This window comes from Xenorhabdus siamensis (genome assembly GCF_037996745.1).
Lineage (GTDB): Bacteria > Pseudomonadota > Gammaproteobacteria > Enterobacterales > Enterobacteriaceae > Xenorhabdus > Xenorhabdus indica.
The window spans coordinates 1-18,239 of sequence record NZ_JBBMXE010000016.1 but is presented as its reverse complement, the minus strand read 5'-3'; the positions used below and the strand labels follow the sequence as shown (position 1 = coordinate 18,239).

Below are 18,239 nucleotides of genomic sequence, written 5' to 3'. Positions count from 1 at the left end.
TAATCGTCTGCCCTGAACAGGATCTTCTTACCAGAGCGCGATATATAACAGCTGACATCTTCATTATTAAATGAGGGCTATTTCCTTATCGCTGATAATCAGGATAAAAAACCGCATCAATGTTAACGTGCAATCACAAACCGCGACTTATTATCCTGCGGTTAAAGTCTCACAACTTATTCAGGTAGAAGAATAGCATCTCGATTTCAGGTTATCAGGATGCAAAAAGTTACCCATCTGGCGGAACTCAAAGAGAAAAACTCAACTGTCTATGCAACAAGCTGTATCAAGCAATACAGGACAAAATATTGCAGATAACAAAAAACTCATTCCTGCCAGTGCAGTCATGGCAGGCGTGTATTGTGCCACTGATGCTCAACCGTGGCGTCTGGAAAGCACCGGCGAATGTCGTGCTCAGCGGAATTAGCGATGTCACGGAACGACTCAGCGACAATGAACAAAGCACTATGAATCAAAAAGGCATCAATGCTATCCGTTATTTCAATGGGAGGATTTGTCGTGTGGGGCGCACGTACTCTGCAAGATGATGACAACTGGCGCTACATTCCGGTTCGGCGTCTCTTTAATGCGGCAGAACGGGATATCAAACAAGCCATGCGAATTGCCGTTTTTGAACCCAATAGCCAACCTACTTGGGAACGAGTTCGGTCAGCCATTGACAATTATCTCCATCAACTTTGGCAACAAGGGGCATTGGCGGGAAATAAACCGCAGGAAGCCTATTTTGTCCAGATTGGTAAAGATATCACCATGTCCGATGACGACATTAAACAAGGGAAAATGATTGTCAAAGTTGGCATGGCGGCGGTTCGTCCGGCTGAATTTATTATCCTTCAATTTTCGCAAAATGTAGCACAGTAACCGTACTGAGGCGCGGTTCGCCGCGTCCTGTTCAGTCGTTGAGGAGACGATAATGGAGATAAAACAACCCGGCGTCACCATCACGGAAACCTGATATCCCAGCAACAAGACGATGCATTTATCGGTATCCCGGTTTTTATTGGTTATACTCAACCTCTGAAAAAGCCATGTCAGTGATAAAACCGCCATCAAGCTAAACAGCCTGGCCGATTTTACCCGGTCATTTAAAAAAACAGGATTAATGTACTATTCCGTGCGCCACTTTTTTGAAAACGGCGGTCAGCAAGCTTATGTACTGTCACTGGGTTCTGATAAACCACAAGGCAATTTTCAATCATTGATCACCGCGCTACAGCAAGATTGGGTTAAACAAACGATTTCCGCAGAGAGTGAAATCACGCTGATTGTGGTCCCCGATATTGTCTATCTGAATTTAATCGGATGGATTCAGATAATCGATCCAAAAGATCTTTGGCTACAATTTTGGCAATCAGTACTTAACCTTTGCAAAAGCCGACGCGGCATCATGGGATTGCTGGATGCCCCGGACGATCCCGCATTGGCCGCTGAGTGTTTAACGCAGTTCTCTTCCAGTGATCGGCAATGGGGCGCGGTATACTGGCCGCGACTAAAAAGCGCCTATCAGGAACAAGCGCAAAACCCTATCGTACTTTCACCTACCGCCGCGGTGGCCGCCGTCATCCAGCGTAACGATAACCAAATGGCGTCTGGACAGCCCCGCCAACGTCGCGTTAGCCAAGGTGATAAGCCCAATACGCTCTTATATTGAAGCTGATGCCCTCTTTTAATCAGAACGGTACTTCATTGAATCTGGTTCGCAGCTTTCCCGGCAAAGGGATAAAGATCTGGGGATGCCGAACACTGGACAACCCCCGGGTCCCCTGGCGTTATATCCAAATCCGCCGTCTGGTTTCCTATATCGAAGCCCATATGACCCAACTAGGCCGGGCCTTTGTCTTTGAACCCAATAACGCCATCACCTGGATGAAATTTAAAGGTCAAGCTTACAACTGGCTACGTCAGTTATGGTTAAAAGGCGGGCTGCGGGGTACTCAGGAAGATCAAGCATTTGAGGTGTTACTCGGTATTGACGAATCAATGAGTGAAGCGGATCTGCGAGCCGGGAAAATGATCATGAAAATCAAACTGGCTCTGCTCATTCCAGCGGAATTTATTGAGCTGAGTCTGACATTTGATACCCGTACCGGACTCACCGGATTATTAAACAGGGGCAAAATATGAACAATTTATACACCCCGTCGGTGTCACACCGTTTTATCGCCAGTTTTCTGTTTAACAATATTCCCAGCCCACTTGATATCGCCTTTCAGCGTATATCGGGACTCAGCCGTGAACTGCAAACCACCCAACACAGCCAGGGCGGAGAAAATGCCAGAAATGTCTGGCTGGCCGAAAAGATCCAACACGGCAGTCTGGTACTGGAGCGTGGTGTTATGACGGTTACACCACTCACTCTGATATTTGATCGCGTCTTGCGTGGTGAGAAAGCGGTGTATGCCGATGTCGTGATTATGTTACTGAATGAAAATTCGTTACCCGTGGCAAGCTGGACGTTAAGTAACGCGCTACCGGTTCGCTGGTCCACCGGCGACTTTGATGCCAATAGCAATGCCGTTTTGGTGAACTCACTGGAATTACGTTATCAAGATATGCGCTGGTTAGGAGTGAAAGTATGACCGTCGAAATTAAAGAACTGATTATTCAGGCTAAAGTCACCGATTCCGACAGTGATCACTCCCATCACACCGCGAGACATTAGCCCAAGAAACGCTGGATAACGCCCGTCTGATTGAGATCGTGAAACGGGAAGTATTAGAGGCATTGCGTGAAACAGGAGGCTATTATGAGCTTAATTGAACGCAGCCTGTCCAAACTCACCTCACCGCCTTCAAAGACCGGGAAGGGAAAATCTCCGTAGGCAGCTTACAGGCAATGTATAACCCCGATGGGATCCAACTTGATTATCAAACCCGCTATCAACAGGATGAAAGCATTAACCGCGCCAGCCAAAGCAGTCGTTATATGTTATCGCAACCCACCGGCCTGTCATTAACGTTGTTGTTTGATGCCACAATGCCCGGCAACAACATTCCGGTAGAAACCCAACTCGCAACCTTGAAAGCCCTGTGTACGGTGGATGCCAGCACCAGCGTACCCCACTTCCTCAAAATCAAATGGGGCAAAATGCGTTGGGAAAATAAAGGCTATTTTGCTTGCGGGCAGGTGATCTCACCATCAATTACACCCTATTTGATCGGGACGCCACCCCGCTGCGAGCCAGCGTCACTTTATCGCTGATCGCGGACGAAAGCTTTGTTATTCAAGCCACTGAACAGCAGTTAAAATCACCGCCGATCACCGCAGTCAGCGTCACCGATATGCTCTCGCTGCCGTTAATCGCCTTAGGCGCCGGGGCTTCTCTGGCTGGCGGCATTGATTACCTCACCCTCGCTTGGCAAAACAATCTGGATAATCTTGATGATTTCACCCCCGGGCAAACGCTGCAAGCACAGGAGGGATACATGAAGATACCCACGATAACATTAAGATAGGCGGTAAAACACTCAACCAGTTTACGGTTATCAGTCTGACCGTCATTATCAAATCAACGGCATCCCCTCGGCCAACATCACTCTGGGTATCCGGTGATGCCAGTCATATTTTTGATGCCAAGCGCAAGCTGAACTGGCAAGCTGTCGCCCAAATCATGAACTTATCGTGCAACTGCAAAAAACCGTGTTGTTTAAGGGGATCATTGTTCGGCAAACATTGGGCTTAAAGGTCAGGACAGCATGATTACCCTAACGGCGAAGCATCCACTGCAAAAATTAACTAACAGTTTCCACTCTCAGCTATTCAATAAACAGAGTGATGAGGCGATTATCAAAAAACTATTTAGTCAGGCAATGGTATACCCGTCACGATAAAACAGGCGCCTCAGCTTAAAACCGTTCATGAGCAAATGGTGCAGTTTCGTTGCAATGACTGGGCATTCTTAAAAAGCCGACTGGCTGCCACCAATATCTGGTTATTACCCGGTAATGAAACGGTTACGCTGGCGACACCGGAATCACTTAATCGGTCAACTATGCATACCATTCAACAGCGTGCCAACGATCAAGGACATTGTGCTGTTTGAAGCGAATCTGCAATGGGATAACCAACGCAGCCCCAAAACCGTGAGTGTGCAATCTTGGGATATCGCACAACAAAAACTGTCTCAGGCCATCAGGCAAAAAACAGTCGGCTTGGCAGTAATCAACTCGCGCCAGACAGTTTGAAACTTTGACCGATCAAGACATGGCAATGGGTTTTCAGCTATCCCATTGGATAATGAACAAGCCAAATAGCTTGCGCAAGGCATCATGGATAACCGGCGCAGTGATAATATCTCCGGCAGCGTTGAAGTTGCAGGCAATAATCGCTATCAACCGGGTGATGTTCTGGCATTAAAGGCTTTGGTCAGGGAATGGATGGTCAGGCGATTATCACCGGCGTCAGTCAGATCATCAACCAGCGGCAAGGTTGGCGTACCCGGTTAACGCTGGGTTTGTTGCCGGAAATAGAACACGTTGGTACCGCAGGTTAAAGAGCTGCATGTCGGGATCGTGGAGAAATACCAACAAGACAGCCAATCACTAGGCCGTATTCCGGTCAAAATACCGGCCTTAAATTTAACCAATGGCGTACTTTTTGCCCGGCTGGGTAAACCTTACGCCAGTCATGAAAGTGGGTTCTGCTTCTACCCGGAACCGGGGGATGAAGTGATTATCGGCTTCTTTGAATGTGATCCCCGTTTTCCGGTGATATTAGGCTCCATGCATAATCCTAAAAATAAATCACCGGTAGAACCTAGTGAAAAAAATCCAATGAAAACCTTAGTGATTAAACAAGGAGATAATCAGCAAGCATTAATATTCGATAATCAAAGATAAAATTATCGCATTTAATAGCGGAGAAAATTCATTATCTCTGCAACAGGATAAAGATATTACGCTAAATTCGGCCAAGAATATTATCACTCAAAGGTCAGGAAATTAATATACAGGCGGAAAAATCCCTGTCAGCCACAGGAAAATCCGGCGTCGATATTAAAGGTGCGAAAATTAACTTAACACAATAATAAGGACAGCAAATGACAAACCCAATATTAGCCGATATTTATGGTCGGGGTTGGGCTGGCCAAATTTTCTACCAAGATAATTCTCACTGAAATACCTACCGGTGTCCAAATGGCGGCAGGCGCGGAAAATGTTCGCCAAAGCATGAAAATTCTTTTTCTCACTGAACCCGGTGAACGGATTATGCGTGAAGATTACGGTTGCGGTCTGAATGATTATCTGTTTGCTAATATCAATGATGAATTGATCGGAAATTCAAACCCGAATTGAAGAGCGGGTATTGCGCTATGAACCACGAGCGGAAATCACGATAATTCAGGTCAATCAGAGAACGGACTTGCCCAACACCCTATATGTTCAGGTGACTTATGCCCTGAGAGGCAGCGAAATTAGCCAACAAATTGAAGGCATTCTTGAAGTTGGCGAAGGAGGTGTGGGTGATTTATGAGTAAACAACTGGTGGTGGATGGCGACAATTTGCTATTCGAACCCTTATTCGGCAACCGGCAAGTCACCATTCTGGGGCCGGCAATTATCAGAGGCAGCGGGCACGCCCAAATCCAAGGTAAAAAGATTGCCATTGTGGGTGATGAAAAAAAGGTCCAATTTCAGGCGCAATATATTACCCCTAGCCATCCGATACCCGGTATGGGAATGGTCACCATTGCTCAATTGGATACCAGCCAGCAGGCAAACTTTTGTCGCAGCCCTGCCACGGTAATTGTTGTCGGGCAGCAATTTACCGCCCGTTTCACCCCAACACAACCGGCGAATAATCCGTCAGGCGGCCCGGATGTGACAACACCCAGTATGGGAAAAGGCCGTTTTATTGCCAGTCAATATATCGTCACTGCCGGATAAATAATGCTTTAATTTATTTTAAATAACGATCCTATCTCCTGAAAACATCATCAATATATTCAAATAACGGGTGGTATAAATATGGGACAGACCGAGTTAAATAATAAACTCTACCGCTATCGTATCAGAGACGGATTTTAAACTTGATGAAAGAAGTACACTGGATATTTTAAACTGGCTTAAAGAATACGCCGAAAAAATCCCTTTTGGTCAAGAAAAAGAAAAGTTCTTGGAGTAGCTTCTATTTTATTCAGGAAAATACGCCTCAGCAATTAGCGGATATTTACCAACAAGCGTTAATAAGCAATGGTACTTTACCGGCACATCAGGCTTTTATATTGGCTTTTTTAAAACTCTTAGAAACAACCAAAGTATTATTTAATACCTTCCCGGCACGACATCGTGATCTTTATTATCGGGAATTATTGGGACTGAAACCGAGAAATGCCCAAGCGGATAGTGTGCCATCAGCATTACCTGAATACAGATAACGAGGAATTTCTGGTAGCACAAGGAACCCTGTTTGATGCCGGACAAGATAGCGCCGGCAATTCGTTACAGTATGCGTCAGACACGGATTTATTGGCGAATCAAGGGGCGCTGACCGACCTGCGTTGGTATCGGAAAGACGGCAACAATGGCTGGCAATCGGCAATACCTTTTAATCTTTCAGATAACATTGCATTACCTGAAAACGGTATCCGGCTTTTTAGCCCAACAACCAATGATACCCCGGTTCTATCCGGTTATCTGATTACCTCCTCTTTATTTGCGATGTCCGCCGGAGAACGCCATATTACATTGACGCTGGAAAATGATTGGGAAGGTCAATCGGAACATCTCACCGCTAAAATCAGCGCAGAAGATCACTGGTTATCGTTGTCGGTAAAACTTATCGACAAAAAGAATATTGAACTGGATTATCATCCACGGATGATCCTATCAGCCCGCCAGATAACCTTGATAATATGGCATTCGACGTACCGGTATTAAAATTAGGCACAACTCAAAAACCCACTTTGCCCAAAATTACCGGGATCAATCAACATTAACGGCAACCGTATGTGCACTATGCCTCTGACGGCGGAACTGAACAAACCGATATAACCAGTTTCCCCTTTGGTCAATTTCCATCGTTAGGTTCCGGTTTTAATCTGGTTGCCCCTGAATGGTATGGTACTGAAAACGCGACAGCTTACCCTGACTCCTCAATGGGTTGGCTTGCCGACAATCGAGTTTTAAAGCCATAAAGGGTATCCCCTGAACCGGATAATAGCGCGTTTAAAGTCCAGGGCTACTTAGTCACGCCTCAAAAAGAAAAAACTCACGGGAACCCCATGCAATTTTTATTCAGCGGAACCGATGACCACAAGGACAAAGCCTAGTTTTACCTTACCGACAATGGATTACCTGTGGCAATAGCTTTCACCCAACGACTGGCCTGCGTCAGTGCGCATAGAATTGGCTGAACAAGATTTTATGCACACCCAATACTGGCAAGATCCGACCGGTAAAAATTTACCCTACACCCCACAAATCAGCGCATTGCAAATCACATTCAGCGCTAAAGTAAAAACCGAGCAATACACCGTTTATCCTCTCACGCCTTTTGGTTGGGGAAACGCGAACGCTGAAACGCCTTCATTCGCCAATGACGCACTCTATTTGGGTTTCACTAACGTGTCACCGGGACAAACCTTATCCCTATACTGGCAACTGGTCGGTGTTCAAGAACTTACGCTATTTTGGTCCTATCTGAATCAACAAAACACCTGGCAGCCATTAAATCAACTGGTTCACGACCAAACTCACAACCTGTTTGACCGGGGAATATGGAGTACGTTATTGCCACAAGACGCGTCAAATCAGGCAGCCTTAATGCCGTCAGGGAGATACTGGTTGAAAGCAGAGATCACTCAACAGACCGCCCCTGAGAATTACCCAAAAATGCAAGGCATACTGTATAACGCCGCCACCGCCACATTAATCAACCCAGAAACTGTTGAAAATGATCACTTTATCAATGGATTAGCCGCCGATAGCATCAAACAGCCGGTCAGCGCATCCGTTGCAATCAGCCGTGTCACTCAACCTTGGGCATCTTGGAATGGTCGTCCGAAAGAAACGAGCAATCCGCCTTCTCTGACGCGAATTCCTCGCCCGGTTATCCCACCGTAACCGAGCTTTAAGTTGGGGTAATATTGTTACCTTACTAAAAGAATTTTATCAGCCTATTTGATGTCAAATACCCTTCTGCCAATGAATTAACCAAAATCCCGGCGCCGGAAAAACAACAACTGATTGTGATCCCTAACAGCCGTTACAAAGATAACGATGATGCGCTGCGCCCAACATGAAACCAAGCCCGACTGGCGGAAATGGCCGATTGGATAAGCCAGTTAAGCAGCCCTTGGACAACTCTTGAAATCGACAATCCCACATACGTTGACGTCCTGATCAGCTATCAACTGGTATTTATCGCAGGGGTTAATCCCGACTACGGCCGTCATCAGTTACAGCAGGAACTAAGCCGAAAATATATGCCGTGGGCAGAAGATAGCGCTATCGGCGTCACAACCGGTAATCGCATTGATTACTACCAGTTATTAGCCACCATTCAGCAATCACCTTTAGTTGAACGGGTCACTATTTAACGTTGAAAAAAGGCCCCAAACCGCAGAAGCAGTCGGTGAAAGTATAGAGGCCGCTGATAATGAAGTACTGATTTTAGTTTGGTCAGAAAAGAGTCCCGCTAATAAAGGAGCAAACAATGAATAATCAGGATGCCCTGTTTCCCATCGTTAAAGACGATATCGCCTTTGAAACCTTACTTGCTCAGGCCAAGACGGTTATTGAGCAACAGTCCGGGCAATCTGGAGCAATGGGCAGAAAATGATCCCGGTATCACCTTATTAGAAGCCGGTTGTTATGGCGCATCTGATCTGGCCTATCGTCATTCATTACCCCTGAAAGATCTGCTTACCCCCAAAAGAGGAACAGACATCGAACGATGGCATTTTTCCACAAGAATTCGGCCCACAACAAATGCTGACCTGCGGCCCCATTACCGCAGAAGATTATCGCCGGGCCTTACTGGATTTACATAGCAGCGATAATATTAACGACAAAAGTGAAGGTTATTTTTTCTTTAACGATGTGCAGCTAGTTCGTGAACCTGAAAGTGAACGTTATACATACTGGTATAACAAACAGAAACGTGAATACAGTTTTATTCAAACGCCAGATAGCCAACAGTTAACCCTGAGAGGAAATTATTGGCTTTATTTACTCCCTAGCCGGGAAACTGAGGCCGATAAGGTACTGGCACAACAGAGTCTGGCGGCTTTCTTAAAAAATAACCGTAACCTAGGGGAATCCGTCAGTAAAATTATCTGGCTACAACCGACGGATTTCTTATTGCAGCTTGATATTGAGCTGGATGATGATGTGAGAGATATTGCTGACATCTTCGCCAAAGTCTATATGACAACCGCACAGATGATACTGGCAAAGCCGTTACGTTATACCACTCAGGCCATGAAAGAATTAGGTTACAGTAATGAAGAAATATTCGCGGGACCTTATTTACATCACGGTTGGATACCCGAATTACCTCGGCCAAAGATTACACCAAGCCTACAGAATTAAATCTAAGCCATTTGGTTAATCAGCTATTGGCTATCCCCGGAATACAAAGTATTACCCGGCTAGCATTAGGCAAACACGATGAAAATATTTCTCCGTTGGCGGACGATAATTGGTCTTGGACAATCGCTCAAGGATATTATCCCAGATTATGGGGTAACGATCCCTTAGGCATTAATTTCCTCACCAAAAGCCCGCTCACTATTACCGCCAAAGGTGGCGTTAAAATTGCCGTTTCTAAACAAGATATAGAGAGCAAGGTTATTGCAGAACCACTGATTGAGACACAACCTGAATTATTGCATTGGGGTAAACATCGTAAAGTTCTGGATTACTATCCGGTAAGCAATAAATTACCCGCTTGCTATGGATTACAGACCTATGCGGAAACCAACAGCAAGTACAGTTGCACCAATTTATGCTGCCTTTTGAACAAATGCTGGCTAACGGCTGCGCCGAACTCGCCCTTTTGCCAAAACTATTAGCCTTTAAACAACGGGGAAATGCGGTATATGGTACACAATGGCCTTTTAAAGCTAATACTATCGGTCAGAAAGTCAATCAGGAGATCATGCCTGATTTAACAAAAACTAAATAATGATTCACAAATTAATAATGATGATAATCCATTCAGAAGCCAAACTATATAAAAGAGGCGACAATCCTGAATTATCTGTTGGAATATTTTGGTGCTCAACTTGCATCGACCACTTACATCAGAACTCACTACTGGGTTTCAAAGATTTTCTGTCTACTCAGCGCGGCTATCTTGGCTCAACAACCTGAACTGACCTATCAACGTAATAATATTCGTGTTGATAAAGTGTCGGCGCTGCAAAAACGAATTGCCGCCCGCATTGGCTTAGGTGGGGAATGTTTCAAAGAAACACCCAACTGGCTAATTTGCCTTTCTATTTAATTGAACATCGTCAACTATTACCGGTAAAACCTGACAAAAAATTCGATAAACAAAAGCCTGATAATCTAAAATAAAAAGTGATCCCAATGTCTAAAAATCATCAATTAATCATTACACAGCAAGGAACGGCAGACCAATTATTACACGGTCAGGTCATTAATCTGATTATTATTGAGGGAGACAGAAAATTCATATTACGGGCCAAATGATCACCGATATTACAGGAGAAGCCTTTTCTCTTAACACCCGTAATAGCACCGATCTAGAGCGCAATTTAAACCGCGTGGAACAAGCGTTTAAGCAAGGTAATTTACGCTGGTGTAATAGCCCGGTATGGATGGAAGATATGGATTACCAACTGGTTTATGCCAGTGACACATATCAAACGGGAACAGAAGATAAACGTTGGATCACCTCCAGCACCCAAAGCCCCTTCCCTGCCATGATCGAAGTCAATGATGAAATTACGCTGAAATATGTGATTACCCCCGATGGACCAGCCTCAAAAATATTAGCTAATAGTGATTCTGAACCAACCGATTATGAACTTAAAGCACAAGTTGTAGAATTTGATCGCATTAAAGGCCGGATATTAATTAAAAAAATACTCGGGCCAACAATATAATTTTCCAAAACCAGAAGACGCATGGCGCTATCATTGGTATTTTCCAATGACAAATATGCCCTGGCTGACCGCTTTTCATTTATGGTCAGTGTGGTAATTAATCGTCAACTTGAGAATGATAAAGTCGATCCTTATAAACTGGAGGCGTGGGTAAAAACTGGAAATCTTAGCTGAATTCCCGGCACATCTTTCCATGATTTTCCACTGGCTATCACCGGAACATTTCAAAAATTTTGCCAGTACTTACAAGCGTTGGCAAAACAATGGCGCGCCTCTGGGTGATGAAGCCTATAATATTTTAGAAACATTAACGTTAGGGCGTTTACCTTCAGAGGCAACCGGTACGGGTAATATGCGAATCGCCACCGAACAGCAGCGCAAAGAGGTTATCGGCGACTCTGGAACCGAATGGAACGAAAAGGTAATAGAAGATAATCAGTTATTATATGTACCTAAAATTCAAGCTAATATTCAATCTAAATAAAAATAGTTGCAGAAATTAATATCGCGCTATAAAAAAACCATCAATTTCATTACTAAATAAAATATCCTCCGATTATTAAATATGATCAAAATATTTACAGGATATTTAAAACAGAATAATTCAATATTATATATAAGGTCACTAAAATGGAAAAAAAATAGAATCTATCTACTGGGCAATCCAATACAGAAAATGCCAACCCTAATCAATAGGGCCTTCATCAGATGAATTAAAAAATCGTTTTAAAGCGGGCAGTATTCCCCTACAAACTGATTATTCAGACCTGATTGATATTGCTGATATCGGGCGCCGAGCAGTGGGCAAAGCACCAGATCAAACTAATAATCCAAATTCAGCGCTGGAACTGGATAATAGCTCTGGACTGAAAAATAAAAACTAACCCTACCGGCGGTATTGATCTGTTGATTCTAGCGGCATAGCTGTTAAATGTTGGCCGAGCGGTGGTATCACAGTCACTGACGGTTCTGGTCTTTATTTAAAATTAGTAGGGGGTAATTCCGGTAATGGTTGGAGTGGTGTAAGTGGATTGGGTCGTCGGGTTCAGACGGTGTAAAGGTTAAGGCGGGTAATGGTATTAATGTTGATGGTAGTGGCGTTTCTGTAAAAGCTAAGGAGAATAATGGCATTAATGTTGATAGTAGTGGCGTCTCTGTAAAAGCTAAGGCCAACAGCGCTATTGCCGTTGATAACGGGGGGTAGCTGTTAAATGTTGGGATAACGGTGGTATTACAGTCACTGACGGCTCTGGCCTTTATTTAAAATTAGCAGGGGGTAATTCCGGTAATAGTTGGAGTGGTGTAAGTGGATTAAGCTTAGGTTCAGACGGTGTAAAAGTTAAAGCAGGCAACGGTATTAACGTTGATAATAATGGTGTCGCTGTATTGTAAAGATAAAACAATAATGTTGATCCTACATGGATAAACCCAATGTAATATTGTTTGGGGTTAGGGTATTAATAGATGATCATGTAATGTTAAAGCTCCAATGGTATTAAGGTAGATTGATAATGGTGTCAGTTTAAAAATCCTAACAATTAGCCTATTCCCCAGGAATATCCTGTGATGTTTTATCTGGTACAAGTTGGAATGGCCTGATTGATGAGACAATGGAATACGCCAAAACTTTGCGAAGGCATTAATGTTGATAGTACCAACATGTAGCTGTCAAAGCCGGAAATGGTATTAAAGTTGACAACAATGGTGTAAGCATTAATATCCAAGAATTGCATCAGAGCTCGCTAATTTAATTATTCCTTGGAACAATTGTGCCATTTTATGGCAATAATAGTATGATTTAGTTGGGTATGGTGCGATGGGAATAATGGTACACCTGATTAAATAGGTCTAGCTGAACTAATATCTTCATGTAACTGCCGGAGGAAATGAGAGAGGTAATTGAATCTGTGTTGGAAATGAAAATTATATCTCAGCAAATTATATCAAATGAGATATATTATGAAGAAATAAACCAGTTAATCATGATAATATATTCCTTATACACATATACATTATTTTCTAATTACAAATGAAATATTAATATGACTTCGGAGCCAAATCTGTTAAATCGGATTACCATTACTATTGAAGCTAATAATCAACAGGTAGCTAAAAAAGTATTGCATGGCTCCCTGCTTAATCAGGTCAGATATCAATAAATTATTTAATACATACTTTATCAACATGATATTAATCAGGATATCTATTTAGAAACATTAACTCTGGATCTTGGTGAAATAAATTTACATAACTTTAATTCACTGTTCCCTGTCGGCTTAATACTGAACTAAATAAAGCATTAAGCCAATATCAAATTAATAATCAGGAGAAAAAAATTCCTACTGACAATCAAAACCACAGAAAATAACCAACATAACCTTCTTTATTACATAGTAATAATTCAATTAATATTGAAGATTTCATTCATTATTTAAATCAAAAAAATTCCCCTTTCAATTCAATAGAGATTAAAACTCATCATCAAAATATTGACATTAATATCCAACAATTAGTTAATCAATTAGCTGGAATAGAAGATAAATGGGTTTTGTTTTTAGCAAAAAGCTGTTTATCTGAACCAAGTCTACAACGGTTATTTGCTCAAGCAACCCACTTTATTAAGCGCTATTAACCACAGATTATCCGGAAAATAAACAGATCACAATATTTGGAGGAGCCTGTCTCCTCCCGGACAATTGATACTCAATGCATTGGAATATATACAGCTAAATATACACAGGAAATACCTAAACTGGATGCGAAAGTGCTATCACATATCACCGCTGAATTAGATAACGGTATACTTAATACAACATCCATTATTACGTTATTTCGCCAGATTATCACTCACAATATTCCATTAAATAGTTGGTTAAAACAGATCTGGCAAACTATTGTTGTTGCAAATCCAGAAAAAATACCTATCCGACGAAGAGTATCAATATTTATCAGACTTTTACTGCAAACAAGATAAAAATCAATATAGAATTAACTACTGCTCATAGAAACATCTCGAAAATAGCAGGACAATATTTACCTATTGGTTTCAAACCATACGAATAAAAACAAATCCAGTAAAGAACAATCTTTACGGTCAAACAATAGCAGCAAAAACCAGGGAAAAATATACTCCAGAACATTTTATTTCAGGCCATACAGATAAAAATAAATCTAATAAGAAATTAACCGTTACTCACGCTGATATTAAAGATACTCAGACACATCAATACACTGCAAATCAGGAAGTAATATCCGAAAACCAGAGAATATCACCAATATCGAATAACCCACATATTACAGGAAATAACGCTAACCAACTACAGAATATCAATAAAACACACTCTGAATACGTTCTATTACCTAAACAAATTCTTCCATATCAGGTAAATAATGCTGGAATATTAGTTTTATGGCCGATGCTACCCGCATTATTTAATCAATTTGGCTTACTTGAAGAGCAAAAATTTATTCATCGTCAAGCCCAATTTAGCGCAGTTAATTTCCTTAACTATCTGATTTGGGGAAACGAAGAAATACAGACAGAACTAAATATATTGAATAACGTTCTGTGCGGATTAATGGTTAACGAACCTATTGAATTAGCGCCTGTTGAACCAGAAAAACAGTTGATAATAGATCAATGGCTAGATGCCATTATTAGCCAACTTCCCGGCTGGAAAAAATTAAGCCGTAATGACGCTCCGCCAACTGTTTTTACAACGACCGGGTGAATTGCTGATCAGCGATCAGGAAATCAAATCACGGTAGAACATCAGCCATTTGATGTGCTATTAACCGACTGGCCGTGGCCATTAAATATCGCCAAACTTCCCTGGCTGGATCGCCCTTTAAAGATTGACTGGAAAAATATTTAGAAGGTTTATATGGACTACCTACTGACAAATAACCCCTGTAGCATGGCTGAATTACACTGGATTTATCCCCATTTGGAACGTATCGATCTGCTATTACAGCACTACTATTATCAAAAGAGGAGACCAATACGATTCATTACCGGAAAGTTTTTTACTGACCGAAGATGAAGTCGAACAATGTTTAATATCACCGCAAGGTATTCCTCATTGGTTAATTGAAGTAAATAATCCTATTCGCTATCCAGAAATCGAGGAAAGCCCTGCCCTTGATGCATTATCATTATTAGTCGAACGTTTTGAACTGACTGAATTTGAGCGTGATGTTTTATTATTAGGTTTATTACCCCATTTCGATAGCCGTTATCATGCGTTATTTGCCGTTCTGCATGGTAACAGTAAAAAACAGTGGCCCAGTTTTACTTTAGCGATTGAATTATTTAGCCAACGCCAAAGTGATCGGCAATTACTGCAAAACAGCTTTTTACCGCAAACACCATTAATCAACAACCAACTATTACGGCTTAATAATCACGAAGAACCTATCTGGTTACAAACGCAATTTTTAACTCACAACGCGTCTGGCATTTTTTATCGGGACAACGAACATTTTACTCCCTTGATAACCTGTGCTAATTGGCATTATCCTGCCTCACATAATTGGTATCCACAAACTCTTTATCATTCACTTAAAAAGATATTATTGAATGAAACTGATGAAATACGACCACTGGTGATACTCAGGGGAAAAGAAGGCAGCGCCAGAGAATTAGCGGTCAGTAATATTATGGCATCTCATGGCATTAATACCTTAACTCTTGATTTAGCTCGCCTGCCCGATGAAGAAAACACAACCCTAATATCCATGCTGGCAGATGCAATACGAGAAACCCGGCTACATAATGCCTGTTTATTAATTCGCAATTTTTCTTTATTTACAGAGGAAAAGAAAATATTACACCGCGAATTTATCTTTATTGCTAAATCAGCCGAAATTACGCGTAGTTTGTCTGGTAGAACCGGGAGATGCATTAGTCTGGATTAAGCATCTGCCAATAGTGCAAATTAATATGCCCGTAGCGACACTGGCCGATAAAGAAACTTTGCTAAAAGCAAGCTTACCGGAAAATATCGCCCAAAAAATTAATATTACTCAGCTATGTCAGCGTTTCTCTTTTACTGCGGAAACATTACCGCTGATTCTTGAAGAAGCTTATCAATATCAAATGATCCGGCAACCAGAAGGCCAACTGGAAGAAACCGATCTGCGTAAGGCATTAAGTTTCCGCGCTCAACAGAATTTCGGTAAATTAGCCAACGAATAACTCCAAACGCAGTTTTAATGATTTAGTGGTTTCAGACACATTAGCACAACAATTAAAAGAAATTATCGCAGCGATTAATTACCGTGACCAAATTCTGAGCTACTGGCTTTCAGGAAAAATCAGTTATGGTACCGGTATTAGCGCACTATTTTACGGTGAATCGGGACCGGCAAAACAATGGCTGCAGAAGTGATTGCCGGGCATCTTGGCGTTGATCTGATTAAAGTGGATCTCTCTACCGTGGTGAATAAATATATCGGTGAAACGGAAAAAAATATCTCTCGTATTTTCGATCTGGCCGAAGCGGATTCCGGGGTGCTGTTTTTCGATGAAGCCGATGCCTTATTTGGCAAACGCAGTGAAACCAAAGATGCTCAAGACAGACATGCCAATATTGAAGTTTCTTACTTGTTACAACGATTGGAAAATTATCCGGGATTAGTGATTTTAGCCACCAATAATCGTAGCCATTTAGATAGCGCTTTTAATCGCCGTTTTACCTTTATTACCCGTTTTACTTATCCTGATGAAATATTACGTAAAAAAATGTGGCAAGTCATTTGGCCGGAACAATTGACATTATCCGATAATTGATTTTGCCCATCTGGCTAAACGAGCTGATTTAACCGGGGCTAATATCAGAAATATTGCTTTATTAGTCATCAATATTATCAGCAAATGATAACGTGAACAAATCGAAAATAAACATATAAATCGAGCCGTGATACTTGAATTAAATAAAACTGGCCGATTAGCATTTTAAATATTTAATAGAATTGGAACAACATGACAACCATAATTGCTTCTGACAATGCGATTATTGAGATTAATAAAGCATTAAATACTATTTTATCCCAATATTTAAATATTCCTGGTCAAAAAATTGATATTCGTTTTGATCTACCTGAAATTAATTCTATTCAATCAGAACCGACAGTCAGTGTATTTCTTTATGAAATACATGAAGATTTACAATTACGCTCCGCTGAACCAAGACGTTATAACCCGGCATAACCAACACATTATTACCGGGATGGGTCAATATCAATTGTAACTATTTAATTACTTACTGGGATGCAATAAACCCTCAGTGACAGCTCCAACCCAGACAGCCAACCCAATAATCAAGCAGCACAAGTGATGACTTCGTTTTAAATGCATTAATTAACAACCGCCAATTAACCGGCATTCCCGGTGCTTATACCCGAGTTATTCCCCAACAGGAAAATTTAAATAGCTTGGGTAATTTTTGGCAAGCTCTCGGTAATCGCCCTCGCCTCTCTTTAATATATTCCATTACCGTACCAATGAAACTGCAAGATATTAAAGACAATATGACACCCATTAGCCAAATATCTGCTTCTGTGGATCAAAAACCCAGTCTGGATAATTCACAAATAAACCAAGCTCTGACTGATAAACTGTGTGCCGATTTAGGTGGCACAGAAAAATAAAGGACATTATTTCAAAATGGCAAAATAGCCAGAGTGCTGTTATTGAGATAAATGGTGTCGGTATTATTATTTCCAAAGCAAATTCTGACAAATTAACTGGAGTTTAATTTTATTTCTATTCAATCATATGATAATAAAATAAGCCCCTCACCAAAAAAACAGGTAATAATATGCCAAACAGCAAATACAGTGAAAAAGTTAACCACTCAGGAAATAGAACGGAAAAGCCCTCAATATATTCTGACGAACATAACACTATGAATAATTGTTCATTGGGATTAGGATTGGGTTTACAATTAAATAAAAAATTAAGAACAGGGAATGAAAGAAATATAGAAGGCGCACAACCTTTTACTCCTTCCCCCTTAAAACAAAAACAATATAGCACCAGCCCCATAACAATGTCTGATATATTATATGAAAGCGCACTGACTTCACAACCGATTATTACCGATTTAATTAACCCGCAAAAGATAAAAATATCAGACGGCGT

General features: G+C 41.6%; 19 protein-coding genes and 8 pseudogenes. 26 read left to right on the top strand and 1 reads right to left on the bottom strand.

Annotation, left to right across the window (positions count from 1 at the left end):
- The 21 genes and pseudogenes from AAC852_RS16580 to AAC852_RS16475 form a co-directional block, all read left to right on the top strand.
- A pseudogene (locus tag AAC852_RS16580) lies at positions 1–882 on the top strand (phage tail sheath family protein); the annotation flags it as partial.
- A gap of 52 nt (positions 883–934) precedes the next feature.
- Positions 935–2,145 (top strand): annotated as a pseudogene (locus AAC852_RS16575) (phage tail sheath family protein).
- Entirely contained in the window at positions 2,142–2,600 is a 459-nt protein-coding gene (locus AAC852_RS16570) for a phage tail protein (RefSeq protein WP_340621953.1), read from the top strand. The pseudogene AAC852_RS16575 and the gene AAC852_RS16570 overlap by 4 nt, the downstream one beginning before the upstream one ends.
- Before the next feature lie 167 nt (positions 2,601–2,767).
- Positions 2,768–3,437: pseudogene (locus tag AAC852_RS16565) on the top strand (CIS tube protein); the annotation flags it as partial.
- A 9-nt stretch (positions 3,438–3,446) separates the two neighbouring features.
- Positions 3,447–5,047: pseudogene (locus AAC852_RS16560) on the top strand (phage baseplate assembly protein V).
- 12 nt (positions 5,048–5,059) lie between these two features.
- Positions 5,060–5,493: pseudogene (locus tag AAC852_RS20085) on the top strand (GPW/gp25 family protein).
- The gene (locus AAC852_RS16545; protein ID WP_340621950.1) at positions 5,490–5,906 is read left to right on the top strand and encodes a hypothetical protein; all 417 of its coding nucleotides are present in this window, start codon (positions 5,490–5,492) and stop codon (positions 5,904–5,906) included. The pseudogene AAC852_RS20085 and the gene AAC852_RS16545 overlap by 4 nt, the downstream one beginning before the upstream one ends.
- A 206-nt stretch (positions 5,907–6,112) precedes the next feature.
- Positions 6,113–6,397: a hypothetical protein gene (locus AAC852_RS16540; RefSeq protein ID WP_340621949.1), complete on the top strand. Its 285-nt coding sequence runs from the start codon at positions 6,113–6,115 to the stop codon at positions 6,395–6,397.
- Positions 6,351–6,899, top strand: coding sequence for a hypothetical protein (locus AAC852_RS16535; protein WP_340621948.1), 549 nt, complete (start codon positions 6,351–6,353; stop codon positions 6,897–6,899). The genes AAC852_RS16540 and AAC852_RS16535 overlap by 47 nt, the downstream gene beginning before the upstream one ends.
- A gap of 71 nt (positions 6,900–6,970) precedes the next feature.
- A complete protein-coding gene (locus AAC852_RS16530; protein WP_340621947.1) occupies positions 6,971–7,156 on the top strand; it encodes a hypothetical protein in 186 nt (61 codons plus the stop codon).
- Positions 7,157–7,355: 199 nt separating this feature from the next.
- Positions 7,356–8,084: a hypothetical protein gene (locus AAC852_RS16525; RefSeq protein ID WP_340621946.1), complete on the top strand. Its 729-nt coding sequence runs from the start codon at positions 7,356–7,358 to the stop codon at positions 8,082–8,084.
- A 200-nt stretch (positions 8,085–8,284) separates the two neighbouring features.
- Positions 8,285–8,560, top strand: coding sequence for a hypothetical protein (locus tag AAC852_RS16520; protein ID WP_340621945.1), 276 nt, complete (start codon positions 8,285–8,287; stop codon positions 8,558–8,560).
- Between the two features lie 116 nt (positions 8,561–8,676).
- Positions 8,677–8,802 (top strand): hypothetical protein, encoded by a 126-nt coding sequence (locus AAC852_RS16515; RefSeq protein WP_340621944.1) that lies wholly within the window; start codon positions 8,677–8,679, stop codon positions 8,800–8,802.
- Between the two features lie 149 nt (positions 8,803–8,951).
- A complete protein-coding gene (locus AAC852_RS16510; protein WP_340621943.1) occupies positions 8,952–9,554 on the top strand; it encodes a hypothetical protein in 603 nt (200 codons plus the stop codon).
- Between the two features lie 26 nt (positions 9,555–9,580).
- On the top strand, positions 9,581–10,036 hold the full coding sequence (locus AAC852_RS16505; protein WP_340621942.1) for a hypothetical protein: 456 nt from the start codon (positions 9,581–9,583) through the stop codon (positions 10,034–10,036).
- A 284-nt stretch (positions 10,037–10,320) separates the two neighbouring features.
- A complete protein-coding gene (locus tag AAC852_RS16500) occupies positions 10,321–10,470 on the top strand; it encodes a hypothetical protein (RefSeq protein ID WP_340621941.1) in 150 nt (49 codons plus the stop codon).
- A gap of 86 nt (positions 10,471–10,556) precedes the next feature.
- A complete protein-coding gene (locus tag AAC852_RS16495) occupies positions 10,557–10,679 on the top strand; it encodes a hypothetical protein (protein WP_340621940.1) in 123 nt (40 codons plus the stop codon).
- The gene (locus AAC852_RS16490) at positions 10,676–11,095 is read left to right on the top strand and encodes a hypothetical protein (RefSeq protein ID WP_340621939.1); all 420 of its coding nucleotides are present in this window, start codon (positions 10,676–10,678) and stop codon (positions 11,093–11,095) included. The genes AAC852_RS16495 and AAC852_RS16490 overlap by 4 nt, the downstream gene beginning before the upstream one ends.
- A gap of 21 nt (positions 11,096–11,116) precedes the next feature.
- A complete protein-coding gene (locus tag AAC852_RS16485; RefSeq protein WP_340621938.1) occupies positions 11,117–11,269 on the top strand; it encodes a hypothetical protein in 153 nt (50 codons plus the stop codon).
- Positions 11,270–11,288: 19 nt separating this feature from the next.
- Positions 11,289–11,579 (top strand): hypothetical protein, encoded by a 291-nt coding sequence (locus AAC852_RS16480; protein ID WP_340621937.1) that lies wholly within the window; start codon positions 11,289–11,291, stop codon positions 11,577–11,579.
- Positions 11,580–12,107: 528 nt separating this feature from the next.
- Positions 12,108–12,299 carry a hypothetical protein gene (locus tag AAC852_RS16475; protein ID WP_340621936.1) on the top strand — a complete coding sequence of 64 codons (192 nt, stop codon included), beginning with the start codon at positions 12,108–12,110 and terminating at the stop codon, positions 12,297–12,299.
- A 367-nt stretch (positions 12,300–12,666) separates the two neighbouring features.
- Here AAC852_RS16475 and AAC852_RS16470 read toward each other — a convergent pair whose 3' ends face one another.
- The gene (locus AAC852_RS16470; protein ID WP_340621935.1) at positions 12,667–12,828 is read right to left on the bottom strand and encodes a hypothetical protein; all 162 of its coding nucleotides are present in this window, start codon (positions 12,826–12,828) and stop codon (positions 12,667–12,669) included.
- Between the two features lie 1,031 nt (positions 12,829–13,859).
- Here AAC852_RS16470 and AAC852_RS16465 point away from each other — a divergent pair.
- The 5 genes and pseudogenes from AAC852_RS16465 to AAC852_RS16435 form a co-directional block, all read left to right on the top strand.
- A complete protein-coding gene (locus tag AAC852_RS16465) occupies positions 13,860–14,069 on the top strand; it encodes a hypothetical protein (protein WP_340621934.1) in 210 nt (69 codons plus the stop codon).
- Between the two features lie 55 nt (positions 14,070–14,124).
- Positions 14,125–14,970, top strand: a pseudogene (locus tag AAC852_RS16460) (contractile injection system tape measure protein).
- Positions 14,971–14,979: 9 nt separating this feature from the next.
- A pseudogene (locus tag AAC852_RS20080) lies at positions 14,980–17,055 on the top strand (ATP-binding protein).
- Positions 17,056–17,078: 23 nt separating this feature from the next.
- A pseudogene (locus AAC852_RS16440) lies at positions 17,079–17,853 on the top strand (Pvc16 family protein).
- A gap of 63 nt (positions 17,854–17,916) precedes the next feature.
- Positions 17,917–18,239, top strand: a 323-nt coding sequence (locus AAC852_RS16435) for a hypothetical protein (RefSeq protein ID WP_340621930.1), incomplete at its 3' end; no start/stop codon positions are given.

Coding starts and splice junctions, on each gene's coding strand:
- AAC852_RS16570 (WP_340621953.1), top strand. CDS start 2,142: ATGAACAATTTATACACCCCGTCGGTGTCACACCGTTTTATCGCCAGT.
- AAC852_RS16545 (WP_340621950.1), top strand. CDS start 5,490: ATGAGTAAACAACTGGTGGTGGATGGCGACAATTTGCTATTCGAACCC.
- AAC852_RS16535 (WP_340621948.1), top strand. CDS start 6,351: ATGCCCAAGCGGATAGTGTGCCATCAGCATTACCTGAATACAGATAAC.
- AAC852_RS16520 (WP_340621945.1), top strand. CDS start 8,285: ATGGCCGATTGGATAAGCCAGTTAAGCAGCCCTTGGACAACTCTTGAA.
- AAC852_RS16515 (WP_340621944.1), top strand. CDS start 8,677: ATGAATAATCAGGATGCCCTGTTTCCCATCGTTAAAGACGATATCGCC.
- AAC852_RS16510 (WP_340621943.1), top strand. CDS start 8,952: ATGCTGACCTGCGGCCCCATTACCGCAGAAGATTATCGCCGGGCCTTA.
- AAC852_RS16495 (WP_340621940.1), top strand. CDS start 10,557: ATGTCTAAAAATCATCAATTAATCATTACACAGCAAGGAACGGCAGAC.
- AAC852_RS16490 (WP_340621939.1), top strand. CDS start 10,676: ATGATCACCGATATTACAGGAGAAGCCTTTTCTCTTAACACCCGTAAT.
- AAC852_RS16485 (WP_340621938.1), top strand. CDS start 11,117: ATGGCGCTATCATTGGTATTTTCCAATGACAAATATGCCCTGGCTGAC.
- AAC852_RS16480 (WP_340621937.1), top strand. CDS start 11,289: ATGATTTTCCACTGGCTATCACCGGAACATTTCAAAAATTTTGCCAGT.
- AAC852_RS16470 (WP_340621935.1), bottom strand. CDS start 12,828: ATGCAATTCTTGGATATTAATGCTTACACCATTGTTGTCAACTTTAAT.